Below are 25,684 nucleotides of genomic sequence, written 5' to 3'. Positions count from 1 at the left end.
GCCATCGTAAAATTGGCGGCAGGCGCAGGCATACCCATTAGCCCTCTGTCGGGGCGCACCGGAGTAGTGGGCGGCGGTGTTGCCGCGAATGGCGGTATTGTTCTTTCCCTTGAGCGAATGAATAGCATTGTCGAAATTGATACTGCGTCGATGACAATGACGGTTGAGGCGGGCTGCATTTTACAGACAGTTCAGGAAGCCGCCGAAGCCGAGGGTGGATTTTTGCCCTTAGATCTCGGTGCCAGAGGCTCGGCCATGATTGGCGGCGTAATTGCGACCAATGCCGGCGGTAATCGGGTGGTACGCTGGGGCATGATGCGGGACATGGTCATTGGCCTAGAGGCAGTATTGGCCGATGGTACCGTGGTGTCATCACTAACCAAAATGTTAAAAGACAATGCCGGTTACAACTGGAAACACTTATTGATCGGCAGCGAAGGTACGTTGGCGATTATCACGCGCGCCGTATTGCGTCTGCGACCTTTGCCGACATCGTCCCAGACGGCGATTGTTGCGGTTGACAATTTTGAAGACGTGATCACGGTATTGCGTAGGCTCGAGGCGGGCTTGTCTGGGCGATTAAGTTCATTTGAATTGATGTGGGAAAGCTTTTACCAGTGTATTACCGAGGCGAATTTACCCCAGCGCCCGCGCCCGCTGCCCTCGGGCTCGCCCTTCTATGCGCTGGTCGAAGCCCTGGGTAGTAACGCTGAGGACGATGCCGCCCAGTTCCAAAGAGAGCTGGAAAAAGTCATGGAGACCGGTTTGATAACGGATGCGGTCATTGCCAGCTCTGAACGCGAACGGGAAGGGTTGTGGGCCGTGCGCGAAGAGATGGAGTTGGGGCTGGCGGGATGTCGGCCATTCTATTCTTTTGATGTCAGTATGGCCTTGGCTGCGATGCCGGCATTTTCTGTAGCGGCCGAGAAAAATCTGCGCCAAGTTTATCCCAACGCCAGTGTCATGTTCTACGGCCATGCCGGTGATGGCAATCTCCATGCCATTGTTAGTGTTGGCGAAGCCGGTAAAGAAGTTCAGAAAGCCGTTGATACTGCTATTTTTGACGCGGTCCGCGATGTGGGTGGTTCAATAGCGGCCGAACACGGGATAGGCCAGTCGCGGGCGCCTTTTTTGGCGTGGACACGTTCCCCCGAGGAGTTGGCCTTAATGAAAATGCTGAAGCACGCTCTCGATCCTAAAAATATTCTAAATCCCGGTCGCTTACTCGACACTAAGTAAGCGTACTTTGAAAATTAAGTTTTATGTAGTAAATGCATTTTGGCGAAAAAACCAAGCACTTTAGGTTTTTTAATAGGTGTCGCTGTGGTCGCAAATTTAATTGGCACCGTAGTGAATTGTGCTTAGCGTCTTACGAATAAATTTGTTAACGAAAACTTATTGAGCGGTAAACTCTATGCCAACTGTTAACCAAAAACTTAGCCGCTGGGGTTTAAATGTAAAAAAGTATTTGTTCACAGCGCCAGGTAACCAAGTCGCTGCGAATAGTGCGTGGGAGCTGGAGGATTTTCGCCAGTCCGTTGAATTTTGCATTAATGCGCCTTTCGGCGAAGTCGATGCCCGGCATCGCGCCGCTGAATTAGGTGCGGCCTACACCGCTTGTAATCAAGATCTACAGCGACAAGTTTTAATCATGTTGACTGAAGAATTTGGCAACGATGACGAGTTGATTGATAGGTATATCAAGCAATATCAAGCTGCAGATGATATTGGTCGCAAGCAGGCGGCCACCGCTTTGCGAGAGGCGCTAAAGCCGCGACGTTTTGCCTTACTTACGCGCTTTACTAGTTTAGCGGATGGAGTGCGTTTTTTAGTTGATATGCGATCGCAAGTGCTCGAATGTTTGAGGCAGGGAGATAAACTTGCGACACTGGATGCGGACTTAACCGAGCTTTTTCGGTTGTGGTTTGATCCCGGCTTTTTGGATGTGCAAAGAGTTACTTGGTCATCGTCGGCGAGCTTGTTAGAAAAACTTATGGAGTACGAGGCCAATCACTCCATTGTGTCTTGGCAGGACCTTAAAAACCGCCTCGACGGTGACCGCCGCTGCTACACACTCTTTCATCCACGTATGCCGGAGGAGCCTTTGGCCATTTTGCATGTGGCCCTTACGAAAGGTATTGCGAGCAATGTTCAGCACCTGCTGGATGTGAACAATCCCTATACGAATCCCGAGGATGCTGACACTGCGGTTTTTTATTCAATTACCAGTCCGCAGAAAGGCTTGCGTGGTATCAGCTTTGGCGAATACCTGATTAAACAAGCGGTGAAAGAACTGCGTAGCGAGCTACCGGATCTTCGTACCTTTGTTACGCTGTCACCGGTGCCGGGCTTTCGTCCGTGGTTGGAGAAAAATTTCGTTGAAGGGGATTTTGATCAGTTGCCGTTTTCTGCGACCACCTTTGGCGCGGCCTTGGCGTCGCTCGGCACAGCCGCTAAGCCGATTTGGCTGCCGGAATTGGAAAATTTACTTAAGCGAAAATGCCTGCAATATCTGACCACAATGGACCGCGGTCGGCCCATTAATTCTGTGGCGCGTTTTCATTTACGCAACGGTGCCTATATTCATCGCATCAACTTATTTGGTGATATGTCAGAAAATGGTATTAACAGTGCGGCGGGTATGATGGTGAACTATGGCTACAGTCTTAAGCATATGGAGGAAAACTTAACGACGCTTCAGAGTGGGAAATTACCTGTGGCCGCCGGTCTGTATAAATCGGCTCGCCAATTAGGCTTAAGTGTTGAGCATTTGGTTAGCGTTTAGTTGTCTCGACGTGTGTAAGAGTTTGATGGTTAAGTGGCCGCGCTAGGTACGTTTAAAGTTCACAGGCTCAACAACATAGTTTTAAAACTGGAGAATAATATATGAAACTGGAAGGAACGCCTTCGGAGCAGTTGCCCGACGTATTGGCTACTGGTAAGAGTACGGCTAGTTATGTGTTAGTTTCCCTTTCTGGCCGCGAGCCTGAGGGCCGGGACGCCGAGTATATTGAATGGCATTCGCTGGATCATCGGCCAGAACAGTATCGCTTACCGGGACTGCGGCATTCAATACGCTTAGTGTCGACGCCTGCTTGTCGTGCGGTGCGCGCGGCCAACGAAGCACCCTACGATCAGGTCGACCACGTGATGAATTATATGTTCACCAATGATGGCGAAATTCCGGGCTTTAATGCATTGGGTCTCGCTCTTCATGAGGGTGGGCGCATGCCACTCCGCCTGCCCAGTATTGGATTTGTGACTGGTACTGTGGCGGCTAAGGTTGCTGCGCCGAGTGCGGTGGCGGGTGCTGAGGTGATGCCCTGGCGGCCGTCTATTGGGGTCTACCTTATCATTGAAGAGGGGCAGGCAGATGCCAGCAATCTGATCGACGTGCCGGGGGTGGCTGGGGTGTGGTCGATTGATGGGCAGCCCGCGCCCGAACCCTATGCAGGTGATTTCACGGGTTCTCGAATTACATACTGCTTTCTTGACAAAGACCCTGTTGAGACTGCTAAGGCCTTGGCCGAGCATGTGCGCAAGCGCTGGGAATCGGGTGCTGTCCGAGGCTTGCTTGCCGCGCCGTTTTTCGTGGTAGTTCCTTTTGATTGGGATCGCTACCTTCCTTAGTCAGAATAGATTTAATGAGTAAGACGCCGGTAGTTGGTCGGTGTCTAACCCGTCATTGAGAGATGAATTTATGAACGAGCAAGATATGGGCAAAGCGCAGCTTCCGGCCCGCGAAGTAACAATTCCATCGCACTTAAGTGATATTGCCCGTCACTATTTGATGCCGCAGCCGACACCACCACCTTACCCCGCACTAAATGACAAGGCGGGTTGGCGCGGCTATGTTACCGCCGCTGAGGAAAACGTTCTTCCGATGTTGCGGATGTTAAATGCCCAGAGTGAAGCCGTTGTGGTCGAGCGCGATGCTAATGGCGCACAGGTTTTCGATATCACACCACCGGGCTTATCTCCGGATAATCGTACTGTGGTATTGGAGATGCACGGCGGTGGTCTTATTCTCTGCGGAGGCGAGTTGTGTCGGTTAATGGGTATGGGCTCTGCCCAACGTTTGCAGCAGCGGGTGTGGGCGGTTGATTATCGTATGCCGCCAGATCATCCCTACCCGGCGGCCTTGGATGACTGCATGTCCGCGTATCGCGCATTGCTGCAGGAGCGTTCGCCGAGTGAGATTATAGTTAGCGGTGGTTCGGCCGGTGGCAATTTGGCGGCGGCATTAATACTACGAGCGCGTGACGAGGGCCTGCCTTTGCCCGCCGGCCTTATTCTGGCGACGCCAGAGGTTGATTTGACTGAATCTGGCGATAGCTTTCAGACCAATGATGGTGTTGATCCGGGCCTGCGTAGCTTGATGCAGGTTAATCTTTTATACGCCAATGGTCAGGATTTGGCTCACCCCTACCTTTCACCGTTATTCGGCGATTTTAGTAAAGGTTTTCCGCCCACGATATTGACCACGGGAACCCGCGACCTCTACCTGTCAAACACCGTTAGGATGCATCGCGCGCTGCGGGCGGCGGGTGTGCCAGCAAGTTTGCATGTTACAGAGGCGGGTCCCCATACGGGCTTCCCGGGTGCGCCAGAAGGTCTAGAGATTGACCGTGAAATTCGCGAGTTTATTTGTTCGCGTATATCGCAGGGGTGAATTTGGGTCGAGCTAGCGGTGCCCAACCGGCACCGCGCCGCGCGACCCGTCGGTAACGGCTTAAGCCATAGCCCCATCCTGCACGCGCTGTAAATCCTGACGTAGCCATCGGCTACTGAGGGCGAAGATCCCACAGCCAATAACGCCGATCGCAATTGTGGCCACTAAGGCGTAGCGTAGACCTTGATCACCGTGGCTAATGGCAAAGAAATCACTTAAGGCGCCGACAATAAAAGGTCCGGCGCCGGCGCCAACGATATTAATAATAAATAATACAATCGCTGATGCCGTGGCCCGCATATTCAATTTCGCTAGGTTTTGGTTGGCGCTGTACATTGGCGGTATATACACGTTTAACAACATGTAGAACGGGAATAGAAAAATCAGTGACAAGGTGCTGGAGTGGACCAATAAAGCAGCCACACCAAAAGGCATGCCAGCGAGCGTAAGCAGCCCGGGAATACGTATGACGTGGGATGGCTTGCTCACCGCGAGACGGTCAGCTAAGACACCGCCCAACAGGGTGCCGGCACAGCCGCCCATACCAATAATAAGTGCCATCCATTGACCTACGACGATCGGCGACATGCCATGGATACGGCCGTAAAATTCGTAGCCCCACATCATTATGCCGTAGCCGATTATGGATAGGCATGATGCGCCAGCCATCAAGCAAACCCATGACGGTGAACTGAGCAGAAATTTGAGGGTTTCTTTAAAGGTCGAGGCCCCAGAGTCATTGCTGCGATGTTCTGAAAGGCCACGCGGTGGCTCTTTTACGGTAAATCGTAAGATCAGGGCAACCAATAGTCCCGGTGCACCGAGGATGATAAATGCCGTACGCCAATCGAAATGCTCGCGCAAAAAGCCGCCGCCCAAGTAGGCAATTGCGGAGCCGACAAACACGCCAGATGAGTACACTGCCAACGCTGTTGCGCGTCTGTTGATAGGGAAGTAATCGGCAATCAGCGAATGGGCGGGTGGTGTGCCGGCAGCTTCACCGATACCGACGCCAATTCTCGCGATCACCAGATGAGAAAAACTTTTCGCTAGACCAGTAACGATGGTCATCGCGCTCCACACGGTTAAACCGATGGCGATAATATTTCGACGGTTTGACCGGTCCGCTAGGCGTGCAATCGGGATACCCGCAAAGGTATATAGCAGGGCGAAAGCAAAGCCAACCAAGAGTCCCATTTGCGTATCTGAGGCGTTGAACTCTTCTTTAATTGGGCCAATAAATACTGACATTGCTTGGCGATCGATAAAGTTAAAGACATAAACGATAAACAAAACGCCCAAGACATAATTGGCGTAGCCCGGTGAGACCTTGATGTCGTCATTGGCTGCTATATCGCCGTTTTCGCTGGGTTTGTTGATATCGGTATTGTTATTCATATTGCAGCTCTTTATTTAGGCGTCACTTATAGTTGTGGAATGGCCTTGCTCTTTTTATTCGATTTCTATTTTATTCAGTGTGATCTATTACTGTTGGACCACATTCAAATCGCAAGCCGGCGTTTGCGCGCAACAAGGGCGATTTTTGAGAGCTAAGTGTAGCTCAACTCCTTAGGTGTGTATCCTCTAGGCCTTTATATGCTGTCTTCAATACATACAACGGACCGTTTAATTCAAAGCCTGGCGGGGTGTCGGGCCCGAGTTGCATTTTTGTGGTGGCTATAAAGAGTGTGTCGAGCTCTGCACCGCCAAACACCGCTTTTGTCGGGCTAGAAAAGGGCAGTGTGAGAACATCATCCAAAGTGCCATCAGGCAGGTAGCGGTGGAGTTTATTACCGTACATTAAGGCCAGCCAGTAGCCGCCGTCGGTATCGACGGTGGCGCCGTCTAAAAAGCCGATGCCAGTGGGAATGTCTAAGAATAGGCGCTTGCCAGAGATGTCGCCGCTAGTAGGATCTAAGTCATAGGCGTGGATTTGCTTGGTGCCAGAGTCGGCGGCATAGAGTGTTTTGCCATCTGGACTAAAGGCGAGGCCATTGGCGACGTTGATTTTGTCGATAACGGGGGTAAGGATGTTGCCGTCCAAGCGGAAATAGGCTCCGCCGGCAGGGTTGCGGTTGGTCGGGCTAAAACTGTGGTCGTAGGCGCCAACCCAAAGTCGGCCTTGGCGATCGCAGCTGCATTCGTGAAGCTTGACGTGCTCGGGCAGTGGCGAGGCGACCCGCAGTGTGAGCGCTGCTGTGGTGCAGTCGAAGTCATAGATACCGGAGGCGAGTACAAGCAGTAAGCCGCCGTTTTGTTTTACTGCGACGCCGCCGATACGCTCAGGCATCGGCCAATGTTGGTGTTCATTCGTTTTTGGTGCCCAGCGGTGGAGTTCAGGCGCTTTTTCGCAATTAATCCAATACAGGCATTGCTCGGCGGCGCACCATACGGGGTTTTCGCCGAGGTGATTTGAAACTGGCGCAGCGCGCAATTCATTGAGTGTGATGTTTGAGCTCATTGAGTCCCCGTTGCTTTGTGCGACTGCTGATGTATACTACAATTCATTACAATACATGATGTTCATTGCAATTAAAAGAGCGGCCAAATGAGCCGTGTAAAGATATAAAAACAGAGGATTTTGACATGCTTGATTGGCTAAATGAAGACCAGCGCGCGCTACGTGATATGGCGATCTCGTTCGCCCAAAAAGAGGTGGAGCCACTGGCCAATCAGATCGACATCGAGGAGCGTACGCCAGATTCGCTTATTGCCAAGGCCGCCGAGTTCGGTTTGTTTGGTTTGTATACACCGCCAGAGTATGGCGGTTCGGGCGCAGATATTGTTTCAGTCTGTTTGGTGGTGGAAGAAATTGCAAAGGCGAGCCCAGCATTTGCTGGCGCGCTGACAGTGCAGATGGTGCTGTGCCCGAAGACAGTTGAAATCCTTGGTACTGAAGAGCAGAAGCAGCGCCTATTACCCTTGTCTGCTAGTGGCGAGCGTCTTATGGCGTATTCGCAAAGTGAGCCTGCCGGGGCGGCGAATGTCGCGAGTCACCTTACTAAGCTTGAGCCAGACGGTGATGGCTGGCGCATTGATGGTTCTAAGTTATTTTGCACCCAGTCGGTGGCCAAGTCCTATTTGGTAATGTGCAAAACCCGCAATCATGAAGGTCAGGTTGGCTACGGCTGTATTTTGGTTGAGCAGGAGGCCGAGGGCTTTGAAGTACTGCCCTATGAACACAAGCTAGGCTGGCGCGGAACTAACACCGGCCCGATCTCCCTTAATAATGTGCGTATTGAAAATGACGGCATTCTCGGTGATGTCCTTACCGGTGGTTTCTCACACCGCGCCGCGAACCATGCCAATGTTCTGGCCCATGCTGCCACGTCTCTGGGTTGTGCTCAGGGCATGTTCGACAAAACCCTTGAGTATGTAAAAGAGCGCCAGCTCTACGGTAAAGGGATGTATGAACTGCAGCCCCTGAGCTATTGGTTGGCCGAAGCCCACGCCAAGCTCGCGGCCTGTCGTGCTTTGCTTTACTCAAACGCTCGCGCATTCGATAACGACGCGATGGAACCGGCGATGGGCAGTGTGTGTAAAGCCTATATTGGTGATACCGCTTTTGAGATCTGCAGTAAATTACTGCAGATGTGGGGTGGCAGCGGCATCATGGATTCCACTGGCGTGAATCGTTATATGCGTGACGCTAAGGCCAAATGTATCGCTGAAGGCGCTTCAGAAATGCACTACACCATTATTGCTAACCAGTTGTTACATGGTGTTCCTTCCCTGGCGCGCCCAGCAGACAGCGGGGCCGAAAAATGAGTGATGCTATTCGTCAGCAGGCCATGGTGGGAGATTTGATCGCTCACGCACTGTCGCGGGATTTAGATCGCACGGTAATGATCGACAGCGACGGTCAGGTGGTGACTGCGGGTGATATGGCGAATGAAATCAGCCGCCTGCAGCAGTTTATCAGTGGCCTTAATCCACGTCCGGTGCGTGCCGCTGTGTTGTCGCGCAATCGTTTGGAAGTGCTTTTTGCGACAAACGGTTTGAGTTTTGCCGGGGTGGTACTGACCGCCTTGCATCCTATGGGCTCTATCGACGATTACCTTTACGTTATAGAAGACGCGCAAATCGATACCTTGGTATACGACGCCGATCACTACGAAGATATCGCGGCGGGACTGGTCGAGCGCGCGCCACAATTAAAGCACTTTCTGGCGCTGGGAGATGGCGTGGTCGGCCAGAATATTCTTACCGCCAGCCGCGGCTTTGAACCCAAGCGGCTGGTCGCGCCGGTCGCAAACCCCAACGACTTGTTCCGGATCGCCTATTCCGGCGGTACTACCGGTAAACCCAAGGGCATTATGTGCTCGCAATTGTCCGCCGTGACATCCTCAATGATTCAGCTCATGGAGTGGGAGTGGCCTAATGAAATTCGCCACTTGGTCTGTGCGCCGCTGAGTCATTCTGGCGCTGCGGTGCTAACCTCGGTCTTAGCGCTGGGCGGCCATATGGTGGTGTTGCCAGGCTTCGACCCGGTTGGCGTGATGCAGGCCATCGAGCAGCACAAAATCACCTCGGTGCTGATGGTACCTACCATGGTAATTGCCATGCTTGACCATCCGCGTTTCGGCGAGTTCGATCTGTCGAGTTTGGAAGTGATTTTCTACGGCGCGTCGGCATTCCCAACGGCCCGCCTTAAAGATGCGATCGAAAAATTAGGGCAGATTTTTTTCCAGTTTTATGGTCAGTCCGAGGCGCCCATGTCGGTGACGATTATGCGCCGTGCCGAGCATACACCGGATGATCCAGTGCGTTTGTCCAGCTGTGGCCGGCCGACCCAGTTAGTGAAGGTGGCGCTGCTTGACGACGATATGCGCGAAGTGCCCGACGGCGAACCCGGTGAAATCTGCGTGCGCGGCCCCTTGCTAATGACCGGCTATCTCAATAAGCCGGAAGAAACCGCCACGGCCTTGGCGGGCGACTGGCTACACACCGGCGACGTAGCGGTTAAAAGTCCGGATGGATTTCTGCGGATTATCGATCGCAAAAAGGACATGATCGTAACCGGTGGCTTTAATGTATTTGCGCGGGAAGTTGAAGACGTGTTGATCGAGCAGCCGGGCGTACAACAGGCTGCCGTTATTGGTGTGCCCGACCCTAAATGGGGTGAGGCAGTTAAAGCCGTGGTCGTGCTCAAGCCCGGCGCGACGGTAACAGCGGAAGCGCTTATTGCTGCTGTAAAAAGTCGCAAGGGCGCCGTACAGGCACCTAAAACGGTAGAGTTTATAGATGCATTGCCTCTGTCACCGCTGGGCAAGCCAGATAAGAAAGCACTCCGCCTGCGCTATTGTTGATAACTGCCGGTGATTGAGATTGGCTAATCGTTGCAGCTTAGTAAACCCTGGTTTCCTTGCCCATGGTGTGACGATTAGCGCCAAAAATTTATACAAAAGACACGATAATGAGCAGCCAAAAGAAACCTATAGATTTACCTGCGGTATCCCATACAGTGTTTTTTTGGCTGAAAAATTCTGATTCGAAAGAAGATCGCGATGCATTAATTGCCGGGCTAAAAACCTTGATTCAGATCGCTGCGGTCAGATCGATTCGAATAGGTCTACCGGCTGCCACCGCAAAGCGCGACGTGGTAGATGACGGTTTTGATGTTTCCGAATTGTTATTTTTTGATGATATCGCTGGGCAGAATGCCTACCAAGTGGATGCTATACACAAACGCTTTGTAAAGGATTGCGAACACCTATGGCGCAAAGTTGTCGTTTATGATTCTGTTGCCGTATAGCGAAGTGTGAGAGTAAAGCATTCAACATTCTAATAAATAGGAGGCTGCTATGGATCTTTATGATAAGGAGTTGGCAGAGGCCAAAGCGTTAATCCCCAATTATAACTATCAAGTCGATCAGTTTTCGTTTGAGATGGTGTATGAGGCCCCAGATCCCGATGCTGCCGGGATGTTTACGGTCAGTTATATCGTGACGGCAACCCACACTGGTACAGCTCGGGTATATAGGGCAGTGGGTGGCATAGGCTTGGATTGGCTCGAAGGCTTCGAAGCGGCTTTGGCTTCGGGGCATTTTGATTAAGCCATACTGCATTTGCGACAAAGTGCGATAAGCCGCGACGACAAACAGGTAAGTCCTAATGAAAAAATTTTTGCTCTTCACTGTGCTCATTGGCATTGCAGTGTGGCAGCTGGGTTACTGGGGGATAGCATCTTATCCCTTAGACCCCGAACCGAAAGAAAACAGTGTCAGAGTCGCCTGCGTTGGTGACAGCATCACTTATGGCATGGGCGTTAAAAATTGGTATAAAAATAGTTACCCGAAAGTGCTCGGCCAGTTACTCGGTGCAGGCTACGATGTCAGGAATTTTGGGGTAAGCGGGCGTACCGCGATGGCGACTGGGGATAATCCCTATGTTGAAACAGGACGATACCAAGCCAGTCTGGATTTCCAACCCAATATCGTTGTGGTGATGTTTGGCACCAATGATTCCAAGCCGCAAAACTGGCAAGGCGAAGCTGAATTTTTTGCGCAGTTCAAAAACCTTATCGCCAGTTACCAAGCGCTGCCGTCGAAGCCGAGTATTTTGTTGATGGCGCCACCCGCGGTATTTAAGGATGATCCCACGGCACCTGATAAATTTGGGATTAGTAAGGTGGTATTAGTGGATGTACGCGAGGCTGTACGCCATTTGGCTAAGGAGCTTGGCCTGCCCGTCATTCCAATGGATATATTATCGGCCAGTCACCGAGAGTGGTTTATAGGTGATGGCATTCATCCTAACACCGCAGGTGCGGCGGGTATTGCGACAGCGGTGTATGGCGAGCTACTGTAATAACTCCCTAGTTGAATTGTTACCCAAATGAGTCAGTACATCGTCTTATATCAATATTAATTTATAGGTAATAAGGCCTCATTGTGGTTTGCGCTTGGGAGTGCGTTAGAACTAGCGAAAATGCAAGAATTTTATCAATTAGAATAAAACGTGATGTTACTGATAACACCTTAAGCTTCGCTGGAAATCATTTGTGTCTACCAGGTCATGTTAATGTTTAGCGCGTGCGGAGGTAGTGGTAGCGCTGCGACACCTGCTGACCCTAGTGATTTACCAAGAACACCAAATATTAACGAATTAATATTATAAATGAGGAAGATAGTGGAAAAAGCATATGAAGACATTCTTCGCGCGATTGGCGAAGACCTTACTCGAGATGGCCTAGTGGATACACCGCGGCGCGCGGCAAAAGCGATTGATTTTTTGACGTCGGGCTATCGCCGCAGTGTAGATGAGGTCGTAAACGGTGCCTTGTTTGAATCAGATTGTAATGAAATGGTGGTGGTATCAGACATTGAACTTTACTCGATGTGTGAGCACCATATGCTGCCGTTTATTGGCCGCTGTCATGTTGCTTACATACCTACCGGCAAGGTCCTGGGCTTGTCTAAAGTCGCGCGTATAGTCGACCTGTATGCCCGTCGCCTGCAAATACAAGAGGGGCTGACAACGCAAATTGCCAATACTGTGCAGGAAGTAACAGGAGCAGAGGGGGTGGCTGTCATTATTGAGGCTCGCCATATGTGTATGATGATGCGGGGTGTCGAAAAACAAAACTCCGTTATGCGGACCAGCGCCATGCTTGGTGTTTTCAAGGACAACCAAGCTACGCGCACTGAGTTTTTAGCGTTGATCAGCAGAGGCTAATTTAAGCGTAGGTTTGCAAATTTATTGATTCGGAATCATGCCTTAGAACCAATCCGTGGTTTTGGATTGGTTTACTTAGAGTCCTCGAAAGCTTAAAAAAATTTAGGAGAAATACCATGAAGCGCAGATTTTTTAGCGTGGCAGTCTTATCTCTGGCGCTGCCTAATATAGCGCAATCTGCGCTTGAAGAGGTCATAGTCACGGCGCAAAAAAGGGAGCAAAATTTACAGGATGTTCCGATGGCTATTAGTGCCTTGGCACGGGAGCTGCTGGAAAATAACGAAATAAATACTGTTCAAGATCTTACTAAACTGGTGCCGTCACTGAGATTGATTACTCGAGATGATCCGTCAAACTCTTCGGTTCGAATTCGTGGAATTGGTACAGATGTTTATACCGCATCTGTTGAACCAAGCGTTTCAATCGTGATTGACGAGGTACCGCTTGCCCGTAATGAACTGGCAAGTTTTGATTTTTTGGACCTTGAACGTATTGAGGTGCTCCGCGGCCCACAGGGCACGCTGTTTGGTAAAAACGCTACGGCGGGTTTAGTGCATGTTATTTCTCGTGACCCTGCGTCTGAATTTGAAGCGGCCGGACGGGTGACGTATGAACAGCCGGATAGTTTTCCTGGTTCGCTGACCAAAGTCCAAGCCAGCGCTAGTGGCCCTATTACGGATGACATTGGCTTGCGAGTGAGTGTATTTCACAAAGAGGATAAGGGAATACATGAAGATGTTTTACAGAATAACACCCTGCCAAATTTCACTATATTTGGGGCTCGCGCTAAAGTCAGGTGGGATTTGTCAGAAGATTTCATGTTGAAATTCGCTGTTGATTATCAATTGCAAGACGGTCAGGCGACACCGCTAGCCGCTCGTTCAGCCAATCCTGACAAGGCTGCTAGATCCCCTGAAATTGATAACAATGATGAAGAAAACCGCAAGGTAAAAACTTTCGGTAATAATCAGTCTGATATAGAAAATTTGGGTGTTTCGCTATTGGCCGCATGGGATCTGGGGGCAACGACATTTACGTCGATAACCGGATTTCGCGATTTTGAGTTGGAAAAAGCGAACGGTATACCTGATTTTGCGGGAGATCGCGTAGACGTTGATCGGGTAGGTGGGTTCCGCAAGCTCGAGACCGTCACCCAAGAGTTTCGATTGTCGAGCAATGGTGACAGCGAATTGGAGTATACCGTCGGTACTTTGCTTTTCAATAATCGGGTCGACGAAGTCGTAAACGGCGGTGTAAGTGATATACCTGCCGATATTGTTGTTCGTGGTTTGGTTTATGGCATTCCTGATGTCAGCCTTCCTGAGCTGACCGGTGATTCATTCGGTCAGAGCGTAGATACATTTAATGAGATAGAAACCATAAATGTCGGCGTCTACGGCCAGTCGACTTGGCATATCGGTGATGATCTGCACTTGACTGCGGGGGCGCGTTATATCTATGAAAAAATGAGTGCCTCGGTAAAGCGTGACGATAGACTGTATCACGACGAAACTGGGCAAGAGTTGAGCCGAACCCAAATTACTATTCCTACAAGGAGTTTCGACGATACTGCAATCACTGGCTCAGTGTCTTTGTCCTACGATTGGACAGAGGAGACCATCGTATATGGTACGGTATCAACGGGGTATCGAGCTGGTGCATTTGATTTGAATGCGACGGATATCGAGTCTGCAATGGAAAACCCGGTTGATCCCGAGTCCGCATTTAATACCGAGCTCGGGTTTAAAAGTCGTTTATTTGATAACAGAGTGGAGCTTAATGTGGCACTGTTCCGTACTGTTTTTGAAGATTTTCAGGCGCAAATTTTAAAGCTTGGCAGCTCTTCCGGTGAGTTAATAGCATTGGGTTCATACCAGCTAGATAATGCCGGTGAGTTGGAAGCCAAGGGCATTGAGGTTGATCTGCAAGCGGAACTCGTCGACTCATTATTTCTTCATGGCTCATTGCTGTACAGCGACAATAAATTCAATGACTTTGTCACCCAATGTTTTGTTGGGCAGGAGCCGGGCGAGCGTGGCGGCGTTGATGAAGATGGTAACGGTAGTTGTGATTCGCAGGATCTTGGCGGTGCCAGTATGCCGCATTCGCCGAAAGTCAGTTTGTCAGTTGGCGGACGTTACGAGCATTCCTTTGGCGATGATCAGGCTTATGTCGCCATTTTGGGCCGCTGGCAAGATGACACTCAGTTTAATACTGAGCAGCATCCCAATACCATTCAGGATGCATTCGCGATTTGGAATATTCGCTTCGGCTGGATCGACGCTGAGCGCCAGCTAGAATTGGCGGCCTACGTAAACAACGTATTTGCCCAGTACTACGTTACTTATATTGCGCCTTTCAGTGTGGTAAATGACCGCCGTGACACCAGTCATTACTTGAATCGTGATGCCGATCGGAACTTTGGTTTAAGTTTGAATTACAGCTTTTAAGCTGAATAGCGCTGGAAATGTTTAAACAATTCCGGCGCGTTGAGTGTGTGGATGTTGTGATCTACCGCCGCGGGTAAATGCTGTTAATTAATTTGGTGTTAGGCATGTACGTGGCGCGTTTTTTTTGTAATTGCAGCTATTGGTGGCGATCAAATATTTTCACTCCGCCGACATAGGTGTGTACAACTTTAATGTCCTTGATTGAAAGTGGGTCTTGCAGAGGGTCTGCGTCTAATACAATCAGGTCTGCCAGTTTTCCTGGTTCCAGCGAGCCGATGCGGTGTTCTTGGAAAATTTGCCATGCCGCATCGATCGTTACGGCCCTTAAGGCGCTCATGGTATCAATGCGCTGTTCTGCCCCTATGACTTTTCCACTACTGGATATGCGGTTGACCGTTGACCATACCAGCAACATTGGATCCATCGGTACCACGGGGGAATCTAAATGGACACTAAACCGCAGTCCTTTTTGCTGTGCCGAAAAAGCGGGGCTCATACGTTGAGCGCGCTCTGGACCCATGAATATATCGCGGTGGCGATCACCCCAGTAGTAAGTATGTGCGGAAAAGAATGACGGGCTTATCCCTAAGCGCTTCATATCTTCTAGCTGGTCTTCCCTTGCCATTTGGGAATGAATAAGTATTAGGCGGGGATCGTCGTTAGGATGACGTTGTTGGGCCTGCTCAAAAGCATAAATAATATCATCGATCGCCGCATCACCATTGCCGTGAATAGCAAGTTGGAACCCGGCTTTGTGTAAGCGGCTCACCCACTGGGTGAGTTTTTCACGGCTCATCGTGGGGTAGCCTTGGTGGTTTTCATCGCCCCGAAACGGGGTGTGGTAAGGGTGGCTTAAAAAGCCAGTAAAACCTTGAATGCTGCCGTCAGCGATGATTTTTACGGTACGAGAATGGACATAGTCATTATTGTAATCGTCTAAATTAAACTCGCCGGAAATTAGCTCTTCCCCGATTAATAACGATGACCACAGTTCTAGCCTCTGTGGGATTAAGCCCAGCTCAGATCCATAGTAAAGTCCCTTCAACATTGCGCCGTCTAGGCCGCCACTTTGTGCGGTGGTGACGCCAGCCGCAGCATAGATTTGGGCGGCTTCGCGGATCATCTCGTAGACTTGCGTGGGTGAAATATCGAGCATTTTAAGCGTGAGTGGTGCAGCGGCGGTTTCTTCTAATAAGCCCGTTAATTCACCTTTATCATCTCTAACGATATGGCCGCCTTCGGGGTCGGGGGTGGAGTGGTCGTAGCCGGCTATTGCAAGGGCTAAGCTGTTGGCGACGCCAACGTGTCCTGATACATGGGTGATAAAAATGGGGTGCTCGGTAGATACAGCGTCCAGCTCTTCTTTTGTAGGGTGGCGGTGTTCGGTAAGCAGGGTGTCATCATAGCCAAGTCCGGTAAGCCACTTACCTGCTGACTTGCCTTGGAGTCGTTCCCGCAAACGGGCTTGTAGTTCTGCAATATTGCTAATGCTACCGACCGGCGGACTGCTCAGGTCTGCGGTCGTGACATACATGCCAACACCAGGGAAGTGACTATGGGCATCAACAATACCTGGCATCAGAGTTTTGCCCTGCAAATTGTGCACAAGGGTATCTTTACTGATGTACTCCTGTATGTCTTCGTTGCTGCCGGCGGCAATGATTTTGTCGTTTTGAAGGGCAATGGCTTGCACAACGGAATTGTCTGAATCCATGGTGATTATATTGCCGTTAGTAAACACCTGGCTGACGGGAGGCGTATCCCTTCGTGACGTGATATAGATGGTTAGTGCGGCAACGAAGGCTAAAAAAATAGTTGTAAAGATAATGGTTTTTAAAAGAGCTATTGCTCCTCGAGAGTAGCGGTGCGGCGCCATGAAAACGTTCCTTATTATTTTGCTTATATTTACCGCGAACTTATTGGCGTTTGGCTGCGGTGTACGCTTATAGTTTACGCATCAGCGCGCTGCGCTGAGAGTGTTTATCGATCTTACCAACTTCATCGGCATACACGCGTATCATGTCGTCTTCATTGCTGATTGACTGCAGAAAGGCATGGCGGTCAGTCCAGGTCAGATTGTCGTAGGCGTCGTAGTAAACGGGTGAAATTTTCACTGCCTGGCCTAAGTTTTCATTGGCAGAGTGGTCAAGGTGAACCTGATCGTAGGCGAGAAGGCCTCCGCCTAGCACCGGAATAGCGATGCCCGCGTGCTGATTAAGCCACCAGTCTTGAAACTGCGCCGAGCTGATGTCAGGGTCGCGACGAAAGGCCAGGGATAAAAAGACATTGCCGTCGCGTACAGGCACCATGGAGTAGTAAGGGCCGGCCATGATTTCCAGCGTTCTCGGCGCGGCGATGTCAGTCAGCAATTTAGAGACAGCAATTGAGATCGCGGCGAGTTCGGCTTTGCGAGTGTCATCGACACTGATTTCGATGGCGCCATCAACCGATCGGCTATTGCTCGTTTCTGCGTCGAAAATTACGGCAAGGTCTGGGTGTCGATCAGCGACACCCAAGCGCACATGCGCAGCGCCCGCAAGTGCCTGAACTTGGCTTGTGATCCGTTTTAAGCCCTCTTCTAAATCGCCGTATGCGCCGTTGGGTGCGTCGAACATAAAGGCTAGGCGCCAAGGAGGATTACTTTGCATTATTTTACCTTCTCACTGCGGGTTATTATCAGCGCTGATTGAGAAATAGCGATTGATGGGCCATGCCAATTGCGCCGTCGCGATCGCTGATCCGGCTGTGAACCAGGGCAATGCCGTTGCCAGCGCTTTCGCTGCCAGCATCAATGAGCAGCCACTCATCTTCCGATGTCCTGCTGATATGTAGGCTTATATCGGTATTGGCTTGGGTCCATTCTTTTACGGGCAGCACAGGTGCTACTCCAGAGCCAAAATCGGCAAGCATTGCGAGTCGTTCCAGTGGCCTTAGGGGTTCTCCTGCAACGACGCAGCTGGTAAATCGCACCCATTGGGCGCCCGGTCCGGCTTGATGGAAGCCACCAGCGAGGAGAATGGTTTCAGCCCATTTTGTCGCTCGGGGCAGGTTTGGGTCACGTCCCTCTGGTGGGAACGAACGGGTGGCGGGGTTAGAAACTTCGGGGCTTTGTTCTGTACGAATGCGCAAGGCGGTCGCGCGTACCCAGCTGCGTCCGTCGGCCTCCAGGGTGACTTCAACTGTTTGTATGCGACGGCCGTCGCGCACAATCCGGGTAACGGGGGTCAGCGCTATCGGCGGTACGGTACCCAAAATATCGATGGTCAGCCGGGTAGTAAGCATCGGTGCGGGGCAGGGGATTGCTTCTAGGCAGTGGGCGGCAAGTCCGGCAAGCGCTACGCCCATTTGTGCCTGTTCGTTCCAGGGGCTGATACCGAGCCCAGTGGCTTTATAGGCATCTCCCTCGCGGCGATAAAATGCGAGTGTTTCGTCAGTCATTATTGCTATTTGTCCTGTGTGATGCCATTTGGGGTGAGAAAATAGCGGTCCCTGCTCAGCTAATTTGAGCGTGTAATAGCATTTCCCCGGCTAAACCTTGCGGCGTTTTGTGGCACTCTATAATATACAATGCAACGATGGTATTCTATTGTTGTGGCGGTGGCAAACTCGCGCTGAAATTCAGTATAGCTGACGTTTAGACGCATGTTTGACGCTGGTCCTGCCGTAAAAGGCTGCGCGGTAGGCGTCCCTTGCGGGCTCGGGCGCTAACAAAAACTAAATATACAAGAAGCGCTATCACGATTGGAGGTTTTATGAGTTTCAGGTTTGAAGGCAAGGTCGCCATCGTCACTGGTGGTGCCTCTGGCATCGGCGCGGCTGTGGTGGCGCGGCTGGTAGCTGAAGGTGCGCGAGTAATGGTTGCCGATTTAAACCCTCCGGCTAGCTTGACTGACGCAATTGTATTTCAGCGCACCGACGTAACGGTCGCCGCTGAAGTTGAGGCCATGGTCGCGGCAACGGTTGAGCGTTTCGGTCGCTTAGATGTTCTGGTCAATAATGCTGGCATTGGTATTCTTGCGGAGACACCAGAGCTTGCCGAGGAAGACTGGCAGCGCTTATTCGCTGTGAATGTTTCATCTGTCTACTACGCCTGCCGCGTCGCAATTCCGCAAATGCGCGCGACGGGAGCGGGTGGTGCCATTGTCAATATCGCGTCGATTTCCGGCTTGGCTGGCGACTACGGCTTTAGTGCTTACAATGCCTCGAAGGGCGCCGTGATTAACTACACGCGATCGCTGGCGGTAGATTGCGCCCGCGACAATATCCGCGTAAACGCGCTGTGTCCTGGCGCGATTGCTGATACAGCGATGGGTGTGGGCGCTCACGGTTCTGACGAAGATCGACGGGCGTGGACCGATGCAATTCCATTGTCTCGTTATGGTAGTCCAGCAGAAATGGCTAATGTAGTGACATTTCTTGCTTCTGATGAAGCCTCTTATATGACTGGCTCTATCGTGGTCGCCGACGGTGGTATTACGGCGCATTCTGGGCAGCCAAATGTGCCAAAGCAAGTGGCGCGGCGAAAGCGCGAAGCGGGCTGAGTCTAGTTTGTTGGTAATTTACGGCTGAACGAAAGCGGATTAACTTGCATTGCACATGGCGTATTGCATTATAATGATAAACTGCTCTACGATTTTACATTTGGCTCGATGAGGGAGACACACAATGTCAGCTAGTTCAGCTACGTCGCTAAGCCCAGCTAAGCGCTATATCCGTATTGGGGAAGATAATCAGCCCTGGATAACGGGTTTTCGCTGCCCAGACTGCGCTAGCGTTGCCATTGATCAAACTATGGCATGTCGCCAGTGTTTTAGCCGCAACGCAGCTATTGAATTCCGCGCCTCTGAGACCGGCCGTGTGCACACTTTCACCGAAGTTCGCCGCAGTTACCCCGGTGTCGCCGTGCCTTTTCTCTCAGTCGTTGTCGATCTCGATGATGGCCTGTGCTTAAAAGGCACATTGTGTGAAGCGAGTCTGGATACCGTTAAAGCGGGTATGCGGGTGCAAATGATTTTCGATGATGCGGGTGGCGCGAGTGATGCAAAAGGCAATCCTTATGTGGGTTACCACTTTCTGCCGTTGTCAGGAGCTGAACAATGAGTGATGTATATGTAGTTGGGGCGGACCTGATTAAATTTGGCCGCTATCCCGATCGTACACCAGCCCAGCTTGGCGCCGAGGCGACACTATTGGCGCTAGATGATGCTGGTCTGAATATCGGCGACGTTGGCGCCCTGTATGCGGCATCGACCTTTAATGCCGCTTCGATGATCGCCCAGCAGATCTTATTTCAAATCGGCCAGACCGGTATTCCCTGCGTTAACGTTTCCAACGCCTGCGCTGCGGGTGCGACCGCCTTCCGTGAAGCGTTTATTGCCGTAAAAAGCGGGCTTTATGATGTTGTGGTTGCGGTTGGTGCTGAGAAAAATCCCGCGGGTATGCTGTCGGCGGGTAATTCCGAAGGGCCACCGCCAGAAGGCTTGTTTGGTTCAGGCACCATGCCAGCATTGTTCGCCGAGGCTGGGGTGATCCACAGCGCCAAATACGGGACGACGATGGAGCAGTTCGCTAAAGTGTCGGTGAAGAATCACCATCATTCGACCATGAACCCCAAAGCGATGTATCAGAAAGAGACGCCGCTGGACGAGGTTATGGCTAGTGAAATGATCGCGTGGCCCCTCACCAAGCTAATGTGCTCTGTTAACGTCGACGGCGCGGCAGCAACGGTATTGGTTTCTGCGCGCAAAGCGAAAGAGCTGGGCCTTGGTCGAGCCGTTCGCGTTCGCGGTTCGGCGCTGGCGTCTGATCCTTGGGAGTCCCGCAATGGTGTGTTGATGAACACCAATTCAGTTACCCGTTTGGCGGTGGCTACGGCTTACGAAATGGCAGGTGTTGGTCCAGAAGATCTTAATCTTGTCGAGCTACACGACTGCTTTGCAACAGCAGAGCTACTGCACTATGAAAACCTTGGCCTGTGCGGAGAAGGTGAGGCCGGTGCCCTGATTGACAGTGGCGACACCGCCTTAGGTGGCCGAATTCCGGTCAATGTATCTGGCGGTCTATTGTCGAAAGGCCACCCGATTGGTGCCACCGGCGTAGCCAATATTGTCGAGATCGTGATGCACCTTCGTGGCGAAGCTGGAGCGCGGCAGGTCGCGGGCGCCCGTTTAGGTCTTGCCCACGTGCTGGGCTTCGGCGTAGGTGTTGGCGCCGCTGGCGTACACATACTGGAAAAGGCATAAGGCCTAGTAGATTTGGTTTATACCGCACTATGTTGTTCTGAAGTGCCGGTCAACTTATATAAGCTTTAGTATATTTGGAGTTTTGAAATGAAAGATAAATTATTAACGCCGTTTAAAACCAAAGGCCTAACCTTCAAAAATCGCATGGTTCACGCGCCGACCACCATGAACATGTCAGATGACAAAGGCTATGCTACTGAAGCGGGTATAGGCACTTATGAGGCATTGGCAGCGGGCGGCTTTGGTGCAGTCTGTGTGGGTGCAACCTGCGTGCGTTGGGACGGACTAATTAACGAGCGCATGTTCGGTCTCTACGACGATACTTATATTATCAGCCACCGCCAGATGGTCGATGTCATTCACAAAAATGGTGCGTTGGCTGGCATCCAATTATTTTACGGCGGTTTGATTCCTGGTTTGGGGTCCACCGTGCCACTGGAGCCAGGCAAGGGCTGGATTCCGGGTACTGTTTCTTGGGGGCCAAGCGGAAAATACCCTATCGGCAATAAAGAGCCCGGCGTTCTAACGACCCAAGACTACCGTGATTTGGTTGAAGCCTATGGTCAGGCAGCACGCCGGGCTAAGGAAGCGGGTTACGATTATATCTCTTATCATTTCTGCCATGGTTCATTACCCCATGTCACTCTGTCACATTTAGAGAACAGTGGTCGCGACGACGAGTATGCCGATCACTTTCTTTTCTGTGAGCAGATCATTAAGCGCGCTCAAGAGTTGTGTGGCAAAGACTATCCACAAATTCCTCGCATGTGCTGTGACGAAAACTACGAAGGTGGTTACGACGTCGATTACTTTGTAGAGCATTACGCGCCGCGCCTGCATGCCTTGGGTGTCGACGCGATTGACTGTACCTTTGGCTCGATGTTGCCGGCAAAAAGCCGTAACCCCGAACTGCCCTCCGGCGACGTGATTGGTGGTGGTTTCTATGTGCCTAACTTGGTTGCGCTGCCTTATGTGGAGCGTTTGCGCGCTGGCCTACAGAGCAAAGGTATCGATATGCCGTTGATGGGTTCTTGTAATATTAATACCACCGAACAGATGCGCACTATGATTAAAGACGGCGCGGCCGATTTCTTTGCATCATGCCGCTTGTCGCTCGATGACCCAGATTTTCCCCGCAAGATAGCTGAAGGCCGCGAGGAAGAAATTCGCAAGTCGACTCGCACTGGCGCATCACTATTACAGGGTAATATTTTTAACAAGGGTATTGCTGGATCAGCGCAGAATGCTGTCATAGGGCGTGATCGTGAGTTCCGTTTACAGCGCGCAGTATCTCCCAAAAAGGTGATGGTCGTCGGGGGTGGCTCCGGTGGTATGGAGTACGCGATTACTGCTCATCAGGTTGGTCACGATGTCACCATCTGGGAAAAGGACAGTGAGCTGGGCGGTGTAATGTGGTGGGCTGGTAACTACAAGACCTTGCCGAATATGGAACAGATTCGCTACCAGCCCGAGTGGCACCGGCTGATGGTTGAGAAAGAAGGCATCAAGGTTCGCACCGGCGTGGAAGTTACTCGCGACATTATCTTGGCAGAAAAGCCCGATGTGCTGGTCGTCGCAATGGGGGCTACCCACGCTTTGCCCGATATCAGTGGCTTGTCTTCCGCGCTTGAATCTGGCGCGGCGGTGCTGCTCGATGACGTGCTGAAAGCTGAGCAGAAGAATCTTGCTGATGGCCCGGTTGTGGTCTTGGGTGCTACCGATGGTGTTGAGCTGGCGCTTGATCTTGCCCAACAGGGGCGCGACGTTCGCTTGCTGGACAGTCCGGCCACCTTTGTGCCCGCGAGCTATATCGGTTCACGTTATAAGTATGTGCAAATGTGGATGGAAAAAGTTGGCTTGAAAGTGGAGTCAGGCGTCCAAGTTGAAGGTGTTGAGCCGGGTTGCATTACTGTCACTCGTGACGGTAAGAGCGAAACTATCGAGTGTGGCACCTTGGTTGTTGCACCGAGCCGCGTTGCCTACGATCCGCTGTCAACGGAGCTGTTCGGCACTGGTATTGCCGTGCAGGTAGTTGGCGACTCCCGCAAGCCGCGCTCCTATGGGAACTCAATCCACGAAGCGGCTTATTTGTCTCGTCGGATCTAGAACAATAGCTTGACCTCAAACGCCGCGGCGAAACGGCGGTGGCGTTTGAGTGAATAAAAATAACTCTGATTGCGTGTGAAATACTGTTTTGCCATTTATTTACGCGATGGCGACAGTGATTGAGCAAGACCAAATAATTACTGTGGGCCTTTGAAGCGATAAATTGGTTCATACCTATGTCTGCGCGCGTCATTAAACTCGGAGCACGAGCATGAGCAGCTTTGCGAAATTAATTGTATCCCTCAAAAATACGAGCTGCATAATATAAATGCGTAGTGCTTGCCATCATATGAGCCTGCTTACGCGATCAAGGAGTAATTAATGAATCAAAGCGGATCGACACCACAATTGACCGAGCTGGGTTTTTATATGCTGGCGGGGCACTCTGATAATCCACGCGCTATTGTCGAGGATGTTCGCGAGGCTGAGGCTTTGGGGCTCGGCAGTGGATTTATCTCTGAGCGATTTAATTACAAAGACGCCTGCACAATAAGTGGCGCTGCAGGAGCAGTGAGTAACAGTTTAGGCTTGGCGACGGGAGCGACGAACCACAATACCCGCCACCCGATGGTTACCGCTACTTTTGCGATGACAATGGATAAACTGACTGGTGGACGATTCTCGCTTGGTCTAGGTCGTGGATTTGACGGCTTGTTTAAGTCGATGGGACTAAAGCCGATTACCGGCAAACAGTTTGAAGATGCCGCCGATATGTTTCGTCGCCTTTGGCAGGGAGAAAGTATCAAGGGTTATGATGGCCCTTTAGGGCAATTTCCTAATTTACAATTGCACGGACCCATGAAAGCTGACATTCCCCTGTCATTGGTCGCGATGGGTGAGAAAACCCAAGAGTTGGCTGGCCGCTGCATGGATGCCGTTATTTTGCATACGTTTTTTGATGATCCCGCAGTTGAGAAAGCCATCGCAGCCGTGCGGCGTGGCGCCGAACAAGCGGGCCGTGATCCTGACAGCGTGCGGATATGGTCAATACTCGCAACGGTGGGTGATCATATTCCCGAAGACCAGCGCTTGAAAAAAACAGTTGGCCGCCTGGCATCGTACCTTCGTGGCTATGGCGACATGATGGTCAAGGCAAATGATTGGGACCCAGCGGTTTTGACGCGATTTCGTGAAGATGATTTCGTGAAAAATTTTAAAGGTGCTATCGACGCTGCCGCTACCACCAGCGAGTTGGAACATGTTGCAACACTCATACCGGATGAATGGCTGGCCACGGCCGCTGTTGGTACGCCTGCGCAGTGCGCGAAGGCAATTCAGCATCAACTTGATCTAGGTGCCCATAGTGTCATTTTGCACGGTGCCACGCCCGCAGAATTAGCGCCGATACTGCCTGCCTATCGGGCTATTCGAAAGTCTGATATTGCGTCTCTGCCAGCAAATCCAGGGAAAGTATCACTATGAAAAACAGCATTAAACAAGCGATTGATGTTGAGGATGTGTCAGCAGAGTGGCTGTCGGCAATACTGGGCTATGAGATTCGATCCATCTCACTTAAGCAGTTTGGCACTGGCCAAACAGGTGCTACTTACCGCATCAGCGTCGATGCTGATCAAGGGCCGGAAACGCTAATTTTAAAAGTCGCTGGCGGTGAGCTGGAAGCCCGTAAAAAGGTTGCTAGCGGTTATCGGCGCGAAGTGGGCTTCTACTCTCATCTAGCAGAACGAGTCGATATACGCATTCCAAAATTTTGGCATTCAGCGATATCAGGCGATGGCCAGAAATTCACGCTGATCTTTGAAGATTTAGCGCCGCGAGTGGCTGGTGTTCAAGCCGAAGGTTGTAGTCTTGCCCGCGCCGATGCTGTCATCCGTAATTTGGCCGGCTTACATGCGCCGACCTGGAATGATAAATCACTATTTGAATTCGATTTTTTAACGCGATCCTGCGATCCGGTGCGGGCAAAATTCATGAGTGATTTAAGCCAAGCGACCTTCGTGAAGTTTGTTGATCGCTATCGCGAGGAATTAGGTGCGGAAGACCTTGCGACTATGCTTGCGGTAGCCGATGCAATTCCAGTATGGGCCTGTGCAGTCGCAGAGCCGTTTGCACTGGTACACGGTGATTATCGTTTAGATAATTTTATGTTTGGCAGCGAGGACAGTGACGTCGTCGCGCTCGATTGGCAAACGTCTGAGATCGGCCCGCCGACCCGTGATTTGGCCTATTTTTTAGGAACCTGTCTGCACACGGGTCTGCGCCGTGAACATGAAAAAGCGCTTGTTGGCTTGTATTTTGATGAGTTAGTAGCACTGGGCGTAAAAAATTATGACTTTGAACAGTGTTTTAACGCTTACCGCATAGGGCAATTGCAGGGGCCAATGATTGCCGCTATCGGTTGTATCTATGCGACTGGAGAGCGCTCTGAAGAATCTGACAGCATGTTTTTGGCAATGGCAAAGCGCTCCTGCGCTGCGATTCGCGACTTGGGCTCACTGGAATTGCTGTAATCGCGGCGTCAGTGCCGAGTGATGCAGATTCCGCAAGCAGGGCGCGATGCTTAAAATATGGAAGCTCTG

22 protein-coding genes are annotated in these 25,684 nt (G+C 51.2%); 17 read left to right on the top strand and 5 right to left on the bottom strand.

Annotated elements, in window-relative coordinates; all coding sequences use genetic code 11:
* The 4 genes from ABYT30_RS01150 to ABYT30_RS01135 all read left to right on the top strand — a co-directional run.
* The coding region (locus ABYT30_RS01150) for an FAD-binding oxidoreductase (protein ID WP_373094907.1) at positions 1-1,239 on the top strand (1,239 nt) is incomplete at its 5' end.
* A gap of 175 nt (positions 1,240-1,414) precedes the next feature.
* Positions 1,415-2,785 (top strand): malonyl-CoA decarboxylase domain-containing protein, encoded by a 1,371-nt coding sequence (locus ABYT30_RS01145; protein WP_373094905.1) that lies wholly within the window; start codon positions 1,415-1,417, stop codon positions 2,783-2,785.
* A gap of 101 nt (positions 2,786-2,886) precedes the next feature.
* Positions 2,887-3,630, top strand: a complete 744-nt coding sequence (locus ABYT30_RS01140) for a hypothetical protein (protein ID WP_373094902.1) — start codon at positions 2,887-2,889, stop codon at positions 3,628-3,630.
* A 70-nt stretch (positions 3,631-3,700) separates the two neighbouring features.
* Positions 3,701-4,672 carry an alpha/beta hydrolase gene (locus ABYT30_RS01135; RefSeq protein WP_373078074.1) on the top strand — a complete coding sequence of 324 codons (972 nt, stop codon included), beginning with the start codon at positions 3,701-3,703 and terminating at the stop codon, positions 4,670-4,672.
* 60 nt (positions 4,673-4,732) lie between these two features.
* Here ABYT30_RS01135 and ABYT30_RS01130 read toward each other — a convergent pair whose 3' ends face one another.
* Both ABYT30_RS01130 and ABYT30_RS01125 read right to left on the bottom strand, forming a co-directional pair.
* A complete protein-coding gene (locus ABYT30_RS01130) occupies positions 4,733-6,070 on the bottom strand; it encodes a spinster family MFS transporter (protein WP_373094899.1) in 1,338 nt (445 codons plus the stop codon).
* Positions 6,071-6,233: 163 nt separating this feature from the next.
* Complete coding sequence (locus tag ABYT30_RS01125) at positions 6,234-7,133, bottom strand: SMP-30/gluconolactonase/LRE family protein (RefSeq protein ID WP_373078079.1); 900 nt, start codon at positions 7,131-7,133, stop codon at positions 6,234-6,236.
* A gap of 125 nt (positions 7,134-7,258) precedes the next feature.
* On the opposite strand from ABYT30_RS01125, the gene ABYT30_RS01120 reads away from it, so the two are divergent.
* The 7 genes from ABYT30_RS01120 to ABYT30_RS01090 all read left to right on the top strand — a co-directional run bounded on the left by ABYT30_RS01120 (position 7,259) and on the right by ABYT30_RS01090 (position 14,799).
* On the top strand, positions 7,259-8,440 hold the full coding sequence (locus ABYT30_RS01120; protein ID WP_373078082.1) for an acyl-CoA dehydrogenase family protein: 1,182 nt from the start codon (positions 7,259-7,261) through the stop codon (positions 8,438-8,440).
* The gene (locus ABYT30_RS01115) at positions 8,437-9,981 is read left to right on the top strand and encodes an AMP-binding protein (RefSeq protein ID WP_373078084.1); all 1,545 of its coding nucleotides are present in this window, start codon (positions 8,437-8,439) and stop codon (positions 9,979-9,981) included. Before ABYT30_RS01120 ends, ABYT30_RS01115 begins: the two co-directional genes overlap by 4 nt.
* A 107-nt stretch (positions 9,982-10,088) precedes the next feature.
* Positions 10,089-10,427, top strand: coding sequence for a Dabb family protein (locus ABYT30_RS01110; protein WP_373094896.1), 339 nt, complete (start codon positions 10,089-10,091; stop codon positions 10,425-10,427).
* Positions 10,428-10,476: 49 nt separating this feature from the next.
* A complete protein-coding gene (locus ABYT30_RS01105; protein WP_373094894.1) occupies positions 10,477-10,728 on the top strand; it encodes a hypothetical protein in 252 nt (83 codons plus the stop codon).
* A 58-nt stretch (positions 10,729-10,786) separates the two neighbouring features.
* Positions 10,787-11,482, top strand: a complete 696-nt coding sequence (locus tag ABYT30_RS01100; RefSeq protein WP_373078091.1) for a GDSL-type esterase/lipase family protein — start codon at positions 10,787-10,789, stop codon at positions 11,480-11,482.
* Positions 11,483-11,803: 321 nt separating this feature from the next.
* A complete protein-coding gene (folE, locus tag ABYT30_RS01095) occupies positions 11,804-12,349 on the top strand; it encodes a GTP cyclohydrolase I FolE (RefSeq protein ID WP_373078093.1) in 546 nt (181 codons plus the stop codon).
* A 116-nt stretch (positions 12,350-12,465) separates the two neighbouring features.
* Positions 12,466-14,799 (top strand): TonB-dependent receptor, encoded by a 2,334-nt coding sequence (locus ABYT30_RS01090; RefSeq protein ID WP_373078096.1) that lies wholly within the window; start codon positions 12,466-12,468, stop codon positions 14,797-14,799.
* 136 nt (positions 14,800-14,935) lie between these two features.
* Here ABYT30_RS01090 and ABYT30_RS01085 read toward each other — a convergent pair whose 3' ends face one another.
* From ABYT30_RS01085 to ABYT30_RS01075, 3 genes are all read right to left on the bottom strand, one after another.
* Complete coding sequence (locus ABYT30_RS01085) at positions 14,936-16,513, bottom strand: amidohydrolase (protein ID WP_373078098.1); 1,578 nt, start codon at positions 16,511-16,513, stop codon at positions 14,936-14,938.
* A gap of 229 nt (positions 16,514-16,742) precedes the next feature.
* Positions 16,743-17,447 (bottom strand): EthD domain-containing protein, encoded by a 705-nt coding sequence (locus ABYT30_RS01080; protein WP_373078100.1) that lies wholly within the window; start codon positions 17,445-17,447, stop codon positions 16,743-16,745.
* A gap of 28 nt (positions 17,448-17,475) precedes the next feature.
* Entirely contained in the window at positions 17,476-18,237 is a 762-nt protein-coding gene (locus ABYT30_RS01075; RefSeq protein WP_373078102.1) for a thioesterase family protein, read from the bottom strand.
* A gap of 314 nt (positions 18,238-18,551) precedes the next feature.
* On the opposite strand from ABYT30_RS01075, the gene ABYT30_RS01070 reads away from it, so the two are divergent.
* The 6 genes from ABYT30_RS01070 (at position 18,552) to ABYT30_RS01045 (ending at position 25,615) form a co-directional block, all read left to right on the top strand.
* Positions 18,552-19,340 carry an SDR family NAD(P)-dependent oxidoreductase gene (locus ABYT30_RS01070; RefSeq protein WP_373078105.1) on the top strand — a complete coding sequence of 263 codons (789 nt, stop codon included), beginning with the start codon at positions 18,552-18,554 and terminating at the stop codon, positions 19,338-19,340.
* 124 nt (positions 19,341-19,464) lie between these two features.
* Positions 19,465-19,899: a Zn-ribbon domain-containing OB-fold protein gene (locus ABYT30_RS01065; RefSeq protein WP_373078108.1), complete on the top strand. Its 435-nt coding sequence runs from the start codon at positions 19,465-19,467 to the stop codon at positions 19,897-19,899.
* Positions 19,896-21,041 (top strand): thiolase family protein, encoded by a 1,146-nt coding sequence (locus tag ABYT30_RS01060; protein WP_373078111.1) that lies wholly within the window; start codon positions 19,896-19,898, stop codon positions 21,039-21,041. Before ABYT30_RS01065 ends, ABYT30_RS01060 begins: the two co-directional genes overlap by 4 nt.
* 87 nt (positions 21,042-21,128) lie before the next feature.
* Complete coding sequence (locus tag ABYT30_RS01055; protein ID WP_373078113.1) at positions 21,129-23,147, top strand: FAD-dependent oxidoreductase; 2,019 nt, start codon at positions 21,129-21,131, stop codon at positions 23,145-23,147.
* A 321-nt stretch (positions 23,148-23,468) separates the two neighbouring features.
* Positions 23,469-24,569, top strand: a complete 1,101-nt coding sequence (locus tag ABYT30_RS01050; RefSeq protein WP_373078116.1) for a TIGR03857 family LLM class F420-dependent oxidoreductase — start codon at positions 23,469-23,471, stop codon at positions 24,567-24,569.
* Complete coding sequence (locus ABYT30_RS01045) at positions 24,566-25,615, top strand: phosphotransferase family protein (RefSeq protein WP_373078119.1); 1,050 nt, start codon at positions 24,566-24,568, stop codon at positions 25,613-25,615. The genes ABYT30_RS01050 and ABYT30_RS01045 overlap by 4 nt, the downstream gene beginning before the upstream one ends.
* The last annotated feature ends 69 nt before the right edge of the window (positions 25,616-25,684 follow it).

Source organism: Zhongshania sp., from assembly GCF_041623545.1.
Lineage (GTDB): Bacteria > Pseudomonadota > Gammaproteobacteria > Pseudomonadales > Spongiibacteraceae > Spongiibacter.
The sequence above is the reverse complement of the archived record's forward strand: the minus strand, read 5'-3'. Positions and strand labels throughout refer to the sequence as shown.